The organism is Litoreibacter roseus (genome assembly GCF_009811795.1).
Lineage (GTDB): Bacteria > Pseudomonadota > Alphaproteobacteria > Rhodobacterales > Rhodobacteraceae > Litoreibacter > Litoreibacter roseus.
The window spans coordinates 835,253-851,605 of the sequence record NZ_BLJE01000001.1 but is presented as its reverse complement, the minus strand read 5'-3'; the positions used below and the strand labels follow the sequence as shown (position 1 = coordinate 851,605).

Here is a 16,353-nt window from a genome sequence, read left to right as displayed (position 1 = left end):
CGGCAACTCCTTTGTTCAGGGCGCGCCATATCCCCCAGACAGGGCCGAAATGACGGATCAACCGCTTTCAAAGATCATCAGCCGCCCGCGCAGCCCGTCCCGCGGGCGCGGCGGCTGGTCAAACCAGGTCTCCGGCTGGCTTCTAGCGGCCCCGCTTGCGGCTGTGCTGCTGGTGTTTTTGGTCCTGCCGATTGTCATGATCGTGATCGTCAGTTTCTGGGGTGCGACTGAGTTCTCGATCTTCCCGGCATTTCAGTTCGACAACTACACCTTTCTGTTCGGCTCCGAGGTGACGTACCGCGTCTTTCTCAATACAATCAAATACGCGCTGATCACATGGATCTTCACCCTTCTGATTGGGTTTACGGTCGCTTACTTTCTCGCCTTCCATGTTCGGACGCTGAACTGGCAGATCGCATTGTTCCTGCTGTGCACTATCCCGTTTTGGACATCGAACATCATCCGAATGATCTCTTGGATCCCGTTTCTGGGACGCAATGGTCTGGCAAATTCAACCTTGCTGTCCTGGGGCGTCATTGACCAGCCGCTCGAATGGCTTTTATTCAGCGACTTCAGCGTGATCCTTGCATTTGTTCATCTTTATACATTGTTCATGGTCGTCCCGATCTTCAACACGATGATGCGGATCGACAAATCGCTGATCGAAGCCGCAGTTGATGCCGGGGCGTCAGGCTGGCAGACGTTGTGGCATGTGATCATTCCGCTGACCAAACCGGGCATCATGATCGGCACCATCTTCGTGGTCACTTTGGTGATGGGAGACTTCATCACGGTCAGGTTCATGAGCGGGTCGCAATCAGCTAATGTCGGGCGCTTGATCTCCAACGATATTGCCCTTCTGCAATACCCATCTGCGTCTGCCACCGCGGTCATCTTGCTGATCACAGTTCTGATGGTCATCGGGATCCTGTTGCGGTTTGTCGACATTCGGAAGGAGCTGTGATGGAGACGCGCCCCCGATCCTTCTACATTCTCGCGGCGTTTTTCACGCTCTTTTTGATCTTCCTGTACGGTCCCACCATCACGATCGCGATCCTCTCGTTCCAAGACCCGCAGGGCGGTCTGACATTCCCGATGCGCGGCACCTCGTTGCATTGGTTCCGAGATCTCTTTGAAGAACAGGCGGTGGGCGATATCTGGGGCTCGTTCCGCAGGTCATTCATTCTCGGGCTCATGGTGATGGTGACAACAGTGATCGTGTCGATCATGGGCGGGCTCGCGTTCCGCAAGCGCTTCGCAGGATCAACACTCCTGTTTTACCTCATCATCACATCACTGGTTATTCCGTCCATTTTGATCTCGCTTGGCGTCGGTCTGATCTTTTCCCAAGCGGGACTGAGTGTGCATTGGTCGACCAGCGGGTTCGGCGCGCAGTTGTCCTGGACCCTGCCCTTCGGCCTCTTGATCATGTTCGCCGTCTTCAATCGCTTCGATAAAAGCTACGAGGAAGCCGCGCGCGATCTGGGCGCGTCACCGTGGCAAACCATCCGACATGTGGTCCTGCCGATCATCGCGCCGTCCCTGATCGGCGTGGCGCTCTTTGGTTTTACGCTCAGCTACGATGAATTTGCACGAACGCTTCTGACCGCTGGCAGCTACAACACGTTGCCGCTAGAGATCTTTGGCATGACAACCAACGTCACCACCCCGGTGATCTTCGCCCTCGGAACCCTGACAACCCTGTTTTCCTTCATCGTGATCGCGGTATTCCTGCTGATCGTTTGGCTCACCGGCAGGCGCCGCGCAAAGCAAGGTTCGGACGCGGGCAAGGGCCTCGTCTGACGCGATGGCCATTGTCATCATCAATCCCAACAGCACAGCGGACATGACGGGCGCAATGCTAGCGGCGGCCCGCAACGCCGCGCCCGAAATCACGTTTGAGGGCTGGACCTCCGACCGAGGCCCGCCCGCGATCGAAGGAACCGATGATGGGAAGGCCGCCAGCACACCACTTCTGCAACTCGTGCGCAAGGCCAGCGACCAAGGCGCGTCCGGAATCATCATTGGATGCTTTGACGACACCGCATTGGAACGTGCAGCGCATATCGCCTCCTGTCCGGTCATCGGCATAGGTCAAGCCGCATTTCACCACTGCGCCCTGCGCCAACGCCGCTTCAGCGTTGTGACCACGCTTCCAGTCTCCGTGCCCGTCATAGAGGACAACCTCACCGCCTACGGCCTGTCAGGGCAAGTCGGTCGGGTCAGGGCCTCCAATGTGCCGGTTCTCGACCTAGAGCATGACATCCACGCCGCGACTGATCTGATCATAGCCGAAAGCCAAGCCGCAGCGCAGGAGGATGGTGTTGATGCACTTGTTCTGGGCTGCGCAGGCATGGTGCATGTCACCAAGAGCGTTCGTACCGCAGTCTCGCTTCCGGTTATCGACCCCGTTGAAGCAGCCGCGACAAGTATGAGGTGGCTGGCGTAGGATTGCGGCTTAGCGTGAAGGGGAAGCAAGGCGTGGAGAAAGATGAGAGATGCCACTTAACGCCTTAAATATTAATTTAAATATGAATTATCAGCCACGCCGACAGTACACCACTTGAATACCCTTTCCATCCCCGGAAGCAGCGGAATGGTTAACCGATTTTAAGGGGAAGGCTGATATCTGCGGGATACATCAACGTGGATTGATCCTTATGCACCTTGCTCTCATCAAACGCACCCTATTGCTGCTTCTCGCAACGTGCTTCTTGCCCCAGATAAGTATCGCTGAGGAAGACACCCGGTTTCGTCTGGCATGGACGGATTTCCCAAGCGCGCGGCCTTTCAGAGATCTGAAAAACTCCGAATTGCTGGGACTTCTGGAAAGCCGCTACGATCTGCGGCTCGACATCCTGAAGGCAAAAGACAAGGCCGAGATAAGCTATCTCTATCGAACCGGTGCAGTCGATCTCATGACCACATCCAATGTCGATCTTTTGACTATGGCGGCGATCCATGATGACATGCCACTCTCGATCGTTTTGTTTCCCACGGATGTCTCGGACGGTGCCGATGCGCTGCTTTTGCGCGATAGCATGTCGATCGACGATCTTCCGGGCGCGCGCATCGGGTTGCGGCTGAATTCTACCTCGCATTACCTGCTGCTCCGGACGCTCGACAGCCTTTATGAACCGGGGATGCGTTGGCCGATCCTGTTCGATCTGGAAGGTCGATCCATGGTTGACGCACTCGAGACGGGCCGGATTGACGCCGTGGTTACCACCGAACCGCTCAGCACCCTTCTAAGGAACGCCCTTAACATGAGCGCCGTTTCAGACAGCGCCGACTTTCCGGGCGAGATTGTCGATCTGGTGGTTATCCGAAAGGACGTCTATCAGGACCGCCCGAAGTTGGCCCAACTCGTAATCGAAGGCTGGTACCATTTGCTGGCCAGACGCACCGAATTTCTGGCACCCGCCGCGGATGATCTGATGGGTGATTACGGCCCAAACGCGCAGTACTCGGTTTCTGGTCTGTCCACGATCAGCAGTCCGGAAGACGGTATTCGCGTATTTGAAAGCGGCCATACGAAGGCGGCCATGCTGCGCGCCAAAGCTTTTGTGGATCAGGTGAACGAGCGGGGTACGTTCGACAGCCCGCTTGGCGGGTTTGGCATTCGGTTCCCCGACGGCACCACCATCGGCGATCCAAACAATGTACGGATCGAGTTCGCGTCGGAGTATTTGCTGAAGTCCCGGGCGCAGGATATGCCCGTCAGACCGTAACGGCGGCCTCTACCGTTCCCGGAACGCCCGGCGGAATGGCCCCAAAACGGGCTCTACAACGTATTCCAAGACAGTGCGCGATCCCGTCACGATTGAAGCATCAACCTCCATCCCGGCCTTAAGTGGACGCGTCTTTGCGCCCTCACCGATAACCTGCCCTTGAAGATCGACACGTACGGTGAAAAATGTTTCGTATTGATCGTTCTCGCTGGAAGTGGCCGAGATTTGAGACACCTCGCCGTTCAGAATGCCGAACCGTTTTGTGTTGAAGGTTGTCAGCCGGATCTCAACGGGGTCACCGATATCCACATGGCCGATATCGCTCGGTTTCAGGCGCAGTTCAGCAATCAGACGCTCCGTTGTGGGTAAAACCTCGGCAACCAGTCCGCCTGGTTCAAGCACCTCATTGGCAGAGGTGATGTAGAGCGTCTGGACGATGCCACTGATGGGCGTGGGCACCACCAATCGTTCGCGCCGCAATCGGTTGTCGACAATGGCGCGCTGGATCAGGGCAAGCTCTTCCTCGCTGGCTTCCAGATCTGACAAAAGCTCGTTGCGCGTCTCCAGATAATGCTCGGTCAACGCGCTGGCGGCATCGGCTCGATTGGTTTCCGCTTCAACGAGGCTGGCGCGCGCGCGCAGGAAGTCGTTCCGAATGTCCTGTGCGCGCAAGGCGAACTGATCCATCACCGTTTCTGATTGCAATCCGGAGGCGACCAGACTGCGCACACGGGCCATTTCCCTAGCGGCGATGGTCTGAGTGATATCGAGATTGTCGAGAATTGCCTGCGCGGTCTCGATCCGTGCCGATGCGGCGTCAATCCGTTCCTGCAGCCGTGCGCGTTTGCCGTCATAATTCTTCAGTTGCGCCGTCGCCCTCGCCCCACCGCTGATCCGTCCTGATTTCTGCGCGGGATCAAACCCGATGGCGTTCAAAATCAACCGGCTGCGAACCACCGCGCTGTTAAGAACGTTTTCCCGAACCCGGAGGCTTTCAAATTCTGCTTGGACATCTTCCTCCGTCAAATGAACCATACGCTGGCCCTGATGGATCTCTTGGCCTTCACGGATATAGATACGCTCGACCACGCCACCATCCAGATGTTCCACCCGCCGCAACGCCCCGGTGGGCTGAATGCTGCCTTGCGCGTAGGCAATCTCTGGCAGATTGGTCGTGCTGGCCCAGAAGAACCCCAGGCCAGCCGTTACCAACAGCGTGCGTATGGTCAGCCGTGCAGTGGACGGGGCCCGCCGCTCGGACTGCGCACGACGAGGATCACCTGCCGCACGGCCATTTCGCCGCCATTGAAAAAGAAAGCCCAGTCCCATCAACCCTGCCCCGTACCCCATAAAAGAACATGCGCTTTTTCGCGCCCACGCTGGCCCTTGTCATTCAATGTGACCCGGCCGCGGTCCAAGACGACAAACCTGTCCCCAAGCTGCATGTCAGCAGGATCGTTCGAGATCACGATGACTGCCCCGTCTTCACGCCGCCGGGCGATCGCCTCGCGCACAGATGCAGCGTGATCTTCTGGCAGAACTGTCGTCGGCTGGTCGAAGATAAAGATCGGCCCGGGTCGGATAAAGGTCATCGCAAGCGACAGCCCTTGTTTTATGGCGTCCGGCAAGCTGAGAAACGCGTCGCGCGACAGATGAGTGTCAAGTCTGTCGTCAAGACCGGTAACGTAGTCCTTGATCCCTGCCTCCTCAAGCGCGGCCCACATCTGATCTAAGTTGGCGAGTGGGCGGGCGAATTGGAGGTTTTGTGCAATAGTGCCATAGAACACCTCCGGCTCCTGCAAGGCGAACGCAACAGATGCGCGCAGCTCATTGCTGGGGATCTGACGGATGTCCGCGCCATCCACCAGAATGCGCCCACCCACCTGCTGGTGTAGACCTGCCAACATCTCGGCAAGCACGGTTTTGCCGGACATGGACTTGCCAGATACCATCAGGATCTCGCCCTCCCAGATTTTCACGCTGACGCCGGCCAACGCCGGGCTGACGCTGTCGGGAAACCGCATGCTGACCTGCTCGAACTGGATCGGAGGTTGAACCGGAGGGGTGATAACCGGGGTAGCGTCGCGGTAAGTCTCTTCAGGCAAGGCCAGAACCGCGCCGATCATCTTCAGGTTTGAAATGATCGAGATCCCCTGTTCCAACGCGATCGACAGCGCCTGAATGGGGGACAACAACCGCCAAACGAGAACCAGAATGGCAATCAAACCGCCTAGGGTGAGATCCCCCTCAATGGTCAGTCGCGCGGCTTGGAACCCACCAGAGATTCCGGCGATAACGATAATAGATTGCAGAGCAAACCCGGTGATCCGTGCAAGACGTTGCGCCGCAAATGTCGCCAACAGCATCTTATCATGACTTTCCAGCACTCTGTCTTCCCAGAGCGCGGCGGTGCCCAGTCTGCGAATGGTCAGCTGATTTTCCACGACCTCGGAGACCAGCTTACGATATTCCGTCTGCGCGCTCGAGGCCTGTGTTTCCCGATGGCGCAGGATCGGCGACATGAGCGCGAACCCCGCCAGATAAAACAGCCCCATGCTGACCGCGATCCAGCCAACGCTGGGGGCGATCGCAAAGATGATGCCGCCAAACACCAGAAGAAAGGGGAAATCGAGAGAGGATTGGACAAGCGGACCCAGCATCGCGTCCCGGATCCCTTCGAACTGCCGCAGACGGGCACGCTGCTGATAGGCGTCAGAGCGCGTCAGAGCGGAAAGCGGAAACGCCATCAGCTTGTTCAGAAGCGTCAGGCCCAACCGGTTTTCAAGCTCGGCGGCCAGATGCACCATCGCCGCGCTGCGAATGCGTCGTGTCGCCAGTTCGGACGCATAGGCCAACAGCAAACCGGCCGCCAAAGCGATCAAGACATCGGTCGAGCGGGACGGGATTGCAGCGTTGTACGTCGCCATGACGAAAAACGGGGTCGCCAGCCCAAGGAAGTTTATCACCAGCGAGGCGAGAAACAGCGGCCAGATCTGAGGCAGGAGAAGTCGAAGAACGGATTTCAGATCCCGCACCGGTGGCTTGAGTTCAGCATCGTCCGAATGTGCCAATGCGACGTGAACCAAAGTATCGCGTGGAATACCAATCCAGACGGGCTTGGTTTTATCACCGGTCCGAACGCGCAGACCAAGATCAGGATCTTCCCCGTCTACGATGATATAGCTGTCATCGGCACGGATGATCAGGCAGGGGAACTCCGCGTTGATGATCTCGGAATAGGTCGTCGGACGCGTCTTGATCGGCAAACGCAAGGTTTGAAACGCATCCAGAAGATCCCAACCATTGAAGTCTGCCCGCCCGTGGAACAAGACATCGGACATCTGTGGCGCGCTGGTCGACCATCCCCATGCGCGAGTAAAGTAGACCAAATCAGCGATGGCATCACCGGCTGACACGCGGGGTGGGAGCTGAACCCCAAGCCGCTTTTTGCTGGCGCCAAACGGTGCGAAATGCTTGCTCATCCCACCTCCGCCTGACGACTGGACGCGGCGTCTTCCAGTTTGTCCCGCTCCCATTCAGCGATGGCCTTGGCGTGGCGATCATGAACCACGACAGCCTCTGCGCCCGGTTTCAGACTCACATAGACATCGCTGATCTCTGCAACTTTTGGATCGGATGTCGCGATCACAATGGCCGTATCGCGCCCCCGATATTTCAGAAGCTGCAGCAATTGGCTTTGGGACTGGGGATCGAGATCGGCAAACGGATCTTCCAAAAGCAACAAGACCGGGTCGGCGGCAAAAGCTGCAATCAGCGCGATCTTCTTATAGAGGCCGGTGCTGCCCGGACCTCGACCTTTGCCTGCAAACCGGCAATGGACCCCGTCCTTCAGTGCGGCAATTTCTTCATCAAGCCTCAACCGCTGGGCAATCTGCATAGCCGCCGGCAGTCTGTCGCGACCACTGAAGGCCAGCAGATTGGCCTCAAGCGTCCCTTCGAACAGGCATGGGCGGCGCGACACCAGAATACGGCCGGGCGCCATTTTGGCAGAGGTTAAATGCCGTGGTGGGATTTCCACGGTTCCAAGATCCCCGTGACTCTCGCCATTTAGTAACCGGAGAAGCCACGCGGCGTCCGCCATTTCATCCCCATCCACCACGACAAGCGCGCCTTTCTCGATATCAAGAGCGGGCAGCCTGAGGTGAGAGCTCTTGTGGGGTGCCGCTTTGACCGACAAGTTGCGGATGCGGGCCGCAAGATTGGCGCGCGGAGGCCTATCCTCGTCCATCGCCTGGCTTGGCAAAGACAAAAGATCCTCCATCCGCTCGGACGTTTTGCGCGCATGGGCAAGCTGGCCGTCGGTGAAAAATGCTTGGACGATAGGTTGCACGCAGCGGCTTGTCAGAAGAATACAGGCAGCGAGATCCGCCAGTCCAATCTGATCTTTCATCACCAGATAGGCGCCGAAAAGGCTGGTCAGGCCGGTCGCCGCCTGCCCCAGCATGGCCGACGTCGTGTGGCTTACATCACCAATCCGGATCAGTGTTTTGTTCGCACTTGCGGAGCTTTTGTGAAGCCCTTCGTAGCGGCGCAGAATCTGCTGCTCACCCCCCAGAAGTTTGACCAACCGGACTTGGCGCAACACCTCAATCAGAAACGCCAGGCGCCGTTGATCATTGTCTTCTCGCTGTTCAACTGCGCGCCTGTGCCGAGTTCGCAACAACCGCGCCAAAACAGCGACACCGCAAATCATTGAAATCGGAACCAGAACCAGCCACTTGGCGAGCGCCCAGATAATGAGAATAAAAACGCCGCTGAACAGCAGATCAATGCGGGAGATGCCGTCTTGTCGCATGTGAAGCTTGCGCAGGCTTTGAACGGACATGATCCGCTCCAGCACAGTCTGCCGCCCCATGCCATTCAACGCATTGTAATCGCTGTGAAACAGTCGGTTTATTGCCGCTTCGGACAAGGCGCGCTCGGCGACCATTGCCCGGGACAGCGCAATTCGGGTGCGCGCAATCTTGAGAACGGTGTCCAGGCCAATGGCCACCAGCAAGATCAGAAACAATCCGTCCAAAGTGGCCAGCGTCCGGTTGGGGATCACTCGATCAAACAGCTGTAGCATGGCAATAGGAACGGCAAGCGCGAGCATGTTGATCATCAACGTGCCAAGCACCGCATCCACATCAAGACGGACTCCGCCCGTCCGACCTGCAGTCGTCTTCCGCGTGAACAGAGAAATCAGCCCAATCCTCTTTCTGGTCTTGAGCCAATCCTTTGGTTAATTGATTAAATAATCGCGAACCGAACGTAGAAAATTCGGTCCATTTCAAAGAGTTTCCTTAAGGCCTGCTTCATCTTTTTGAGATGATCTCTCCCCGTTCAGAGTGTGAGGTTGCCATGGCAAATGAAGATCAGGAAACAGGTGACGGCGTCACCAACGAAACTACCGCATCCCCTACGTCGCAGGATGACTGGATCAACGCGGAAATTCCCCAACCCGCTGCAAGCGCCGATGCGTCAACATTGACAGATGTTGATCCTAGCGTTGGGCAAAATGGCGAACGGCAGTCGCTTTTGCATACGGGCACGGCCGAATACTATGATATCGACAAAGATCGTTGGGTCGAAGAGCTTGTCGATGACGCCGATGCGGACGGCATTGGCCGTAGTTTCACAGGCGCCCGGTCTGGCGAAACCGAGACCCGCGAAGCAATAACCGAAGACGATAACGCACGCAGTATCCGTGAGGCCCGTCTGGACACAGACGACGCCGAGACAGAAGGCGGCGCAGCAGCGACCCCTGCAGGATCGGCAGCGCCGGCGGGCCAGTCTGGTGTGACGTCGGCAGGCCCAATAGATCCTGCAACACAAACATCACAGGCAACGTCAGCACGAGTGCGCGCGGATCAAACCGATGATGCACCGGAAAACGCCGAGGACGTAGAGGCCACCGAGACGGAAGCTGATACCAGTTCGATCACTCCGGCTTTCTCAAATGACGAGGGAGAAGAGGACGCTGCAGATGTCGCGGAACCGGCGATCGCTCCGGCGCCTACGGACGACGTCACCGTCAGCGATCTGAACGAGGCGCCCGTGGATCTGGCGCTCAATGGCGGGACCACCGCAACCGTCGCCGAGAACGCAGACGGCGCCACGCTCGGCACCGTCTCCGCAACAGATCCCGACGGCGATGCCCTCGCCTGGACCGTCGACGATCCCCGCTTCGAGATCGACGGCACAACCCTCAAACTCAAGGACGGCCAAAGCCTCGACCACGAGACCGCCGACACCCTGACCCTCACCCTTACCGCCACAGACCCGGGCGGCGCCGCAACAACACAGACCATCAACGTCACCGTCAGCGATCTGAACGAGGCGCCCGTGGATCTGGCGCTCAATGGCGGGACCACCGCAACCGTCGCCGAGAACGCAGACGGCGCCACGCTCGGCACCGTCTCCGCAACAGATCCCGACGGCGATGCCCTCGCCTGGACCGTCGACGATCCCCGCTTCGAGATCGACGGCACAACCCTCAAACTCAAGGACGGCCAAAGCCTCGACCACGAGACCGCCGACACCCTGACCCTCACCCTTACCGCCACAGACCCGGGCGGCGCCGCAACAACACAGACCATCAACGTCACCGTCACGGATGAAGTGACCGCCCCCCCGGATGTCGATGTCGGCGGCGCCTTTCACGTTCGACAAATCGCCGTTGTCGATGGCGTTACGGATCTTGCAGGTATCGACTGGGGGTCAGAGCCCTTGGGCGAGACCTTCGTCAGCGAGGTCAACTACGGCCGCACCGATGGCGGTTTCCTTGATGGAAGCCCAGTTGACGCTTTTGCTACTTTGGTTACCGGCTATATCGATGCCGCTGAAGCGGGCACATACGACTTCAAGATCTCCACCACAGACACGACAGTTTTGTGGATTGACGGCGCACCTGTCGCCGTAGATGCGCTCCCCAGCGATCTGGGCCTAGGAACTGCCAGCATTACCTTGGATGCTGGCGCCCACGAGATCGTAATCCAGCATCTGGACGTTCTGGGCGACGCGGAATTGACGCTGGAGTGGAAACCGCCGAACGCGACGGAGTACACGCTAACACCCGCCACGACCCAGCACACCGTCGAAGAAGGCGATGTCTTGGGATTGCCCGTCACCTTCGACACAGGTGGGCTGGGCCTGGGTGGCTTAGAATTACAGGATGTACCCACCAACTGGATTGTAAGCGACGGCGATAATACAAGTGCTTCTTCAGGTGACGCACTGGATCTGACCGGATGGAATTTGTCCCAATTGTCTGTGGTGCCCCCATGGGGCGATACCGGTGTCACAACCCTGACGCTGGATGTCACGGCCGTTTCCGCCACTGGCGAGCCCGGCGTCACGAGTGTCCCGATCACCATTGACGTCCTACCCGAAGATGGGCTGACAATCCTTGATCTTGATATCGAGGGCGTGCTGTCCGACGCGCTTGGTCTTCCTGACGCGGACCCGTTGGGCGCCACCCTTGATCCTGAGCCGGACGGTGACCCAAGCGATCCGCTGCTTGACGATCCAATACCCGGCGCCGGTGACACTGATCCGCCGGGGTTCGGCCTAGGTCTTTGAGCACTAGCCAAATAATGGGCGAGCCTGCCGCCAAACAAATCTGACGCGCCCGCGCCCTATATCGCCGGAGGGATCAAAACGCGCGTGACGATCTCAAGGTGAACGGCCTTCGTCTTTGCAATAGGAAACTGTGCGTCAAGATCAGCGAAGCTTGCAAACATGGCGCGGGACAACGCCAAGCTGACCGGCGGACTGCAAAACAGATGGTCAACGCCGGGATCGTTCAGCGGCCTGTAATCCCCGCGCGCGACACCATCTTCCACGCAGCCCCGCAGCAGTTCATCCATTTCTTCAATAAAATTCGCATGGAACGCTTCCGCCACCTGCGGAAACAAGCGCGAGGTCTCCGCAATCATCGGCGCCATCCTGCCTATATTTGACTCGACAATCGACGCGTAGACCACATCAAGCAAGTCCGACAATCGCTGACGCGGATCCAGATCGGGCGTCCCCCGTATGCGCTTCAGGCGCGACAAATGCTCGGCATATCCTGCACTTGTCGTGGAAAGGAACAGATCCTCTTTGCTTGCAAAATGGTGATAAAGCGAGGATTTCACGATGCCCGCAGTGGCCGCAACATCCTTCATTGACGTCGCCGCATAGCCCTTCTTAAGGAACAATTCTGTCGCATGAGCGATGATTTCAGAACGCCTGTCGCGCTGTTCGTTTTTTTGAAGCATCTGCCTTGACTTGATCTCTGAACCGTATAGTTCACTTTCAAACGACCGACCGGTCGGTCGGCTTGCTTGGATAGATAGGGAATTTCCATGACGACACAAGCAACTAAAGTCGGAGCTCTGGCTGTTTTCGCTCTCGCCGCAGCCCTGACGCTGGCCTTCATATCGGAAGGCCGATCTCAAGATGACGTATCTGAAGAAGTCCTGCGCGCGGTCAAAATTGTGTCTCCGGAAGCTGCCGAAGCCTCGCTGACGCGGTCGTTCTTCGGCCAGGTGGTGGCGCTGGAAACCGTGGATCTGTCTTTCGATGTAAGTGGTGAGCTTGTCGTCTTTGATGCGCCAGAAGGACAGTTCGTAAAGAAGGGCGAGGTGCTGGCGCAGCTTGATCTGGCGCCATTCGAGCGCAGTGTCGAGCGGGCAGAACTGGCCCTTGCCCAGTCGGAACGTGAATTGGACCGATCCACCAAGCTGGCCCAAAGCAATGTCGCCTCTCAAGTGCGCGCAGAGGACGCCCAGACCGCCCGTGATCTGGCGGATGTGGAGCTTCGGGACGCAAGGGAAGCGTTGCAGGACGCCACCATCCGCGCGCCGTTCGACGGCCTTATCGCGGAGCGGCTGACCGCGACCTTCACGAACATCGCCGCCGGCACGCCGGTTTTACGGGTCCATGACATGTCGGAACGGCGTATCGAGATTGATGTGCCCGAACAACTGCTCCAGCAGGTGGGTGACCCATCGCGTATCACATTCACCGCCGATCTGCCTGCGCTGCCCGACCCCGTTCCACTGGAACTGGCGGAGTACCAGGCCCAAACACAGGCGGTCGGCCAATCCTTCCTTGTGTCCCTACGCATGCCGGACATCGATCTGCCGCTTCTGATCCCCGGCGCGTCTGCCACCGTGGTGGCAGAAGTCGGATCAGCCAGTGACGCGTTAATGCTGGAGGCAAGCGCTCTCTTGGCGAGCGAAACCCGCACGCCGCAGGTCATGCTGTTCGAAGCACATTCTGATGATCGCGGTGTGGTGCGCCGACACGATGTAGAAGTCATGTCAGAAACTGGAACTGGATTTCTGATCAAGGGCTTACCAAAAGATGCTGAAGTGATTGCTGCGGGCGCTCATCTGCTGCGCGACGGACAGGAAGTGCGCCGCTACACCGGTCTTACGGTAGAGGAATGATCCGATGAAAATCGCCTCCTTCGCGATCCAGAAGCCACTCTTCACATGGCTTTTGATGCTATTCTGCTTTTTTGGGGGCGCGGCGGGCTACATTTCGGTTGGCAAGCTTGAGGATCCGGTTTTCACGCTGAAATCCGCGCTGGTAATCACACCGTATCCCGGCGCGACCGCCTCAGAGGTGGCCAGCGAAATTTCGGAAGTCATCGAGGCCGAAATCCAGCAGATGGACGAGATCGACACGATCACGTCGCGCAACACCCCCGGTGTCTCGGTGATCGAGGTCGAAATTCGTGATACATTTGGCGGCGATGAGCTGCCGCAAGTGTGGGACGACCTGCGTGACCGCGTGTCCGACGCCCAAGCCAGCCTACCGCCCGGTGCGCTGACCCCCACGGTGAACGACGACTTTGGCGATGTCTTCGGCATTTACTACGCAGTGACCTCGGCCGGTTTCAATGATGCCGAGATCTGGGAAATCGCCACCTTCCTGCGTCGCGAAATGCTGACCGTCGATGGCGTTGCGAACGCTGAGCTTCTGGGCCTGCCTGAAGAGGCCATCTACGTAGAGCCATCCACCGAAACGCTGGTGAACCTCGGCGTCGATCCCAACGTGTTGGTCGACGCGGTGGCGAATGCCGATGTGGTGGCCCCCACCGGGACGGCGGACAATGGTAGCCGCGATCTGCGCGTCGATGCGCCCGAGGCGGATGACAGCGTCAGCGACATCAGTGCGCTGAGTTTCGGCGTCAGTGGAGAGGTTCTAAACCTCGCGGATGTCGCCGCCGTCTTCCGGTCCCGCGTCGACGAACCGGGTCACCTGATCCGCCACAATGGCGTCGAAGCCTTCACGATCGGCATTGCAGGTCTGACCTCTCGCAATATCGTAACTGTGGGCCAAGCGGTCGAGGAAAAGCTGGGCGAGTTGGAAAAAGTGCTGCCCGCAGGTGTCGAGTTGAACCCGATTTACGAACAACACCGCGTCGTCGATCAGGCCAATGCGGACTTTCTGACGAGCTTGGCCTTGTCTGTTGGCACAGTGATCGGTGTGCTTGCGCTGTTCATGGGGTGGCGTGCCGCCTTGGTCGTGGGCGTATCACTGCTCCTTACAGTCTCCTTCACCTTCTTTTTCATGAGTATTTTCGACATCAAGGTCGAGCGGATCAGCCTCGGCGCTTTGATCATCGCAATGGGGATGCTGGTCGATAATGCGATCGTGGTGGCGGAAGGCATGCAGGTCGAAATGCGGCGGGGCAAGAAGCCGTTGGAAGCGGCCGAACGCGCCACACGCAAGACCCAGATCCCGCTTTTGGGCGCGACTGTTATCGGGATCATGGCCTTTGCAGGCATTGGCCTCAGCCCCGACAGTTCAGGCGAATTCTTGTTCTCGCTCTTCGCAGTCATAGGCATTTCGCTGATGCTGTCTTGGTTGCTCGCGATCACCGTGACGCCCTTGCTGGCCAGCTATTTCTTCAAGGTAGGCGATCTCAAAGACGGCGAAGACCCGTACGACACCCGGTTTTTCCGGGCCTACGGCGCGCTGTTGCGGGGCGCCCTCAAAGTCAGATGGCTGGTCATCATCGGATTGGTCGGCGCGACAGTTGCTTGTATTGCCGCCTTCGGACTGGTCACGCAGCAATTCTTCCCACCCGCGAACACGCCTATTTTCTATCTGAACTACAAGGCCGCACAGGGCGGATCCATCGCGCAAACCTCAGAGGATTTGGCGACGCTTGAACAATGGCTTCTGGCGCAGGACGAGGTCACCGACGTAACCACGACAATCGGCCAAAGCGTCACCCGATTCCTGCTGACCTATACCCCGGAAGAGCCCGAGCCGTCCTATGGCGAGTTGATTATCCGCGTTGCCAATTACGAGGATATTCCAACCCTTCGCACCCGCCTCGACACCTTTGCGCTTGGCGCGGTTCCATGGGCCGAGATCCAGACCGAACAAATCATCTACGGCCCAGCCACGGGCGCGGACGTGGAAATCCGCTTTTCTGGGCCTGATCCAGACGTTCTGCGCAGGTTGGGCGATGAGGCGCAGATGATCTTTGAAAACGAGACAGACCTGCTTGCCACGGAACGCACCAATTGGCGAGAGCGGGAATTTGTGACCCGCCCGATCCTGGCCACGAAACGCGCGCAAGCCGTAGGCATCGGCCGGAACGAGGTTGCGCAGGGTATTGCCTTGGCCACCGACGGCATTCAAGCGGGCCAATACCGCGAACGCGACCGCCTGATCCCCATCATCCTGCGCACCCCGCGCGAAGAGCTGACAGCAGACGGACAGCTTCTGGATCAGGTGATCTATTCCCCCCCGACACAAACCTTCGTGCCCATGGATCAGGTGACCGACGGGTTTGAGGTCAAGGTGCGCGACACGCTGATCGAACGGCGCAACCGCGTCCCCACCGTATCCGTGCAGGCCTTCACGATCCCGGGCATCATGCCGCCCACGGCCTTTGCAGAGGTTCGCACTCTGATCGAGGCTATCGAGATGCCACCTGGCTACAGCATGGAATGGGGTGGCGAGTTTGAAAGTGCCGGTGAGGCGCAGGAAAGCCTCGGCAAACAGATGCCGCTCAGCTTTGGAACGATGCTGTTGATCACAATCCTGCTCTTCGGGAAATTACGCCAGACCGCCGTGATCTGGACGATTGTACCCATGGCCATAAACGGCGTGTCGCTGGGCCTGCTGTTCACCGGGCTACCCTTCAGCTTTACGGCGCTTCTGGGCCTGCTCAGCCTGTCAGGCATGCTCATCAAAAACGCCATCGTTCTGGTCGAGGAAATCGACAGCCAGAAAGAGGAAGACGGCCTGCCCCAGTCGAAGGCCATCGTCAGCGCCTCGATCAGCCGTCTGCGTCCTGTGATCCTGGCTGCTGCGACGACCATTCTGGGTATGGTGCCGCTGCTGACCGATGCGTTCTTTGCCTCTATGGCCGTGACGATCATGGCGGGCTTGGGCTTCGCATCGATCCTGACCCTGCTCGGCGTGCCCGTACTCTACCACACCTACCTGCGCAAAGAGCGTCTGGCAGAGAAGGCAGACGGGAAAGAACCGGAAAAACCAGGCAAAAAGGCCGCCACCAAACCCGGCAAAATGAAACTGGCGGCCGAGTAACCTTGGCGCAAGCAATCGAACTCAACTGAATTCGAGAACTCGCCCGGCTTTCCTG

The 16,353-nt window shown here is 58.3% G+C and carries 11 protein-coding genes; 7 read left to right on the top strand and 4 right to left on the bottom strand.

Annotation, left to right across the window (positions count from 1 at the left end):
- The first annotated feature begins 49 nt into the window (after positions 1 to 49).
- The 4 genes from KIN_RS04250 (at position 50) to KIN_RS04235 (ending at position 3,731) form a co-directional block, all read left to right on the top strand.
- Entirely contained in the window at positions 50 to 964 is a 915-nt protein-coding gene (locus KIN_RS04250) for an ABC transporter permease (RefSeq protein ID WP_159804690.1), read from the top strand.
- Complete coding sequence (locus tag KIN_RS04245) at positions 964 to 1,803, top strand: ABC transporter permease (RefSeq protein ID WP_159804689.1); 840 nt, start codon at positions 964 to 966, stop codon at positions 1,801 to 1,803. Before KIN_RS04250 ends, KIN_RS04245 begins: the two co-directional genes overlap by 1 nt.
- Positions 1,804 to 1,807: 4 nt before the next feature.
- Positions 1,808 to 2,449 (top strand): aspartate/glutamate racemase family protein, encoded by a 642-nt coding sequence (locus KIN_RS04240; protein ID WP_159804688.1) that lies wholly within the window; start codon positions 1,808 to 1,810, stop codon positions 2,447 to 2,449.
- A gap of 211 nt (positions 2,450 to 2,660) precedes the next feature.
- Positions 2,661 to 3,731, top strand: coding sequence for a type 2 periplasmic-binding domain-containing protein (locus tag KIN_RS04235; protein ID WP_159804687.1), 1,071 nt, complete (start codon positions 2,661 to 2,663; stop codon positions 3,729 to 3,731).
- Between the two features lie 9 nt (positions 3,732 to 3,740).
- Here the strand turns inward: KIN_RS04235 and KIN_RS04230 are convergent, their stop codons facing one another.
- From KIN_RS04230 to KIN_RS04220, 3 genes are read right to left on the bottom strand one after another with little or no spacing between them, the layout of a single operon-like run.
- Positions 3,741 to 5,060: an HlyD family type I secretion periplasmic adaptor subunit gene (locus tag KIN_RS04230; protein WP_159804686.1), complete on the bottom strand. Its 1,320-nt coding sequence runs from the start codon at positions 5,058 to 5,060 to the stop codon at positions 3,741 to 3,743.
- A complete protein-coding gene (locus KIN_RS04225; protein WP_159804685.1) occupies positions 5,060 to 7,213 on the bottom strand; it encodes a peptidase domain-containing ABC transporter in 2,154 nt (717 codons plus the stop codon). Before KIN_RS04225 ends, KIN_RS04230 begins: the two co-directional genes overlap by 1 nt.
- The gene (locus KIN_RS04220; RefSeq protein ID WP_159804684.1) at positions 7,210 to 8,880 is read right to left on the bottom strand and encodes an ABC transporter transmembrane domain-containing protein; all 1,671 of its coding nucleotides are present in this window, start codon (positions 8,878 to 8,880) and stop codon (positions 7,210 to 7,212) included. The genes KIN_RS04225 and KIN_RS04220 overlap by 4 nt, the downstream gene beginning before the upstream one ends.
- A gap of 215 nt (positions 8,881 to 9,095) precedes the next feature.
- Here KIN_RS04220 and KIN_RS04215 point away from each other — a divergent pair, with 215 nt between their 5' ends.
- The gene (locus tag KIN_RS04215) at positions 9,096 to 11,315 is read left to right on the top strand and encodes a cadherin domain-containing protein (RefSeq protein ID WP_159804683.1); all 2,220 of its coding nucleotides are present in this window, start codon (positions 9,096 to 9,098) and stop codon (positions 11,313 to 11,315) included.
- 56 nt (positions 11,316 to 11,371) lie between these two features.
- Here the strand turns inward: KIN_RS04215 and KIN_RS04210 are convergent, their stop codons facing one another.
- Positions 11,372 to 11,995, bottom strand: coding sequence for a TetR/AcrR family transcriptional regulator (locus KIN_RS04210; protein WP_159804682.1), 624 nt, complete (start codon positions 11,993 to 11,995; stop codon positions 11,372 to 11,374).
- An 87-nt stretch (positions 11,996 to 12,082) separates the two neighbouring features.
- Here KIN_RS04210 and KIN_RS04205 point away from each other — a divergent pair, with 87 nt between their 5' ends.
- Together KIN_RS04205 and KIN_RS04200 are read left to right on the top strand one after the other, a co-directional pair.
- On the top strand, positions 12,083 to 13,171 hold the full coding sequence (locus KIN_RS04205) for an efflux RND transporter periplasmic adaptor subunit (RefSeq protein ID WP_159804681.1): 1,089 nt from the start codon (positions 12,083 to 12,085) through the stop codon (positions 13,169 to 13,171).
- Positions 13,172 to 13,175: 4 nt separating this feature from the next.
- On the top strand, positions 13,176 to 16,298 hold the full coding sequence (locus KIN_RS04200; RefSeq protein ID WP_159804680.1) for an efflux RND transporter permease subunit: 3,123 nt from the start codon (positions 13,176 to 13,178) through the stop codon (positions 16,296 to 16,298).
- The last annotated feature ends 55 nt before the right edge of the window (positions 16,299 to 16,353 follow it).

What these genes read in the sequence shown, in the direction of transcription:
- KIN_RS04225 (WP_159804685.1), bottom strand. Translation starts at nt 7,213, where the DNA reads ATGAGCAAGCATTTCGCACCGTTTGGCGCCAGCAAAAAGCGGCTTGGG.
- KIN_RS04210 (WP_159804682.1), bottom strand. Translation starts at nt 11,995, where the DNA reads ATGCTTCAAAAAAACGAACAGCGCGACAGGCGTTCTGAAATCATCGCT.
- KIN_RS04215 (WP_159804683.1), top strand. Translation starts at nt 9,096, where the DNA reads ATGGCAAATGAAGATCAGGAAACAGGTGACGGCGTCACCAACGAAACT.
- KIN_RS04205 (WP_159804681.1), top strand. Translation starts at nt 12,083, where the DNA reads ATGACGACACAAGCAACTAAAGTCGGAGCTCTGGCTGTTTTCGCTCTC.
- KIN_RS04235 (WP_159804687.1), top strand. Translation starts at nt 2,661, where the DNA reads ATGCACCTTGCTCTCATCAAACGCACCCTATTGCTGCTTCTCGCAACG.
- KIN_RS04200 (WP_159804680.1), top strand. Translation starts at nt 13,176, where the DNA reads ATGAAAATCGCCTCCTTCGCGATCCAGAAGCCACTCTTCACATGGCTT.
- KIN_RS04250 (WP_159804690.1), top strand. Translation starts at nt 50, where the DNA reads ATGACGGATCAACCGCTTTCAAAGATCATCAGCCGCCCGCGCAGCCCG.
- KIN_RS04245 (WP_159804689.1), top strand. Translation starts at nt 964, where the DNA reads ATGGAGACGCGCCCCCGATCCTTCTACATTCTCGCGGCGTTTTTCACG.
- KIN_RS04240 (WP_159804688.1), top strand. Translation starts at nt 1,808, where the DNA reads ATGGCCATTGTCATCATCAATCCCAACAGCACAGCGGACATGACGGGC.
- KIN_RS04230 (WP_159804686.1), bottom strand. Translation starts at nt 5,060, where the DNA reads ATGGGACTGGGCTTTCTTTTTCAATGGCGGCGAAATGGCCGTGCGGCA.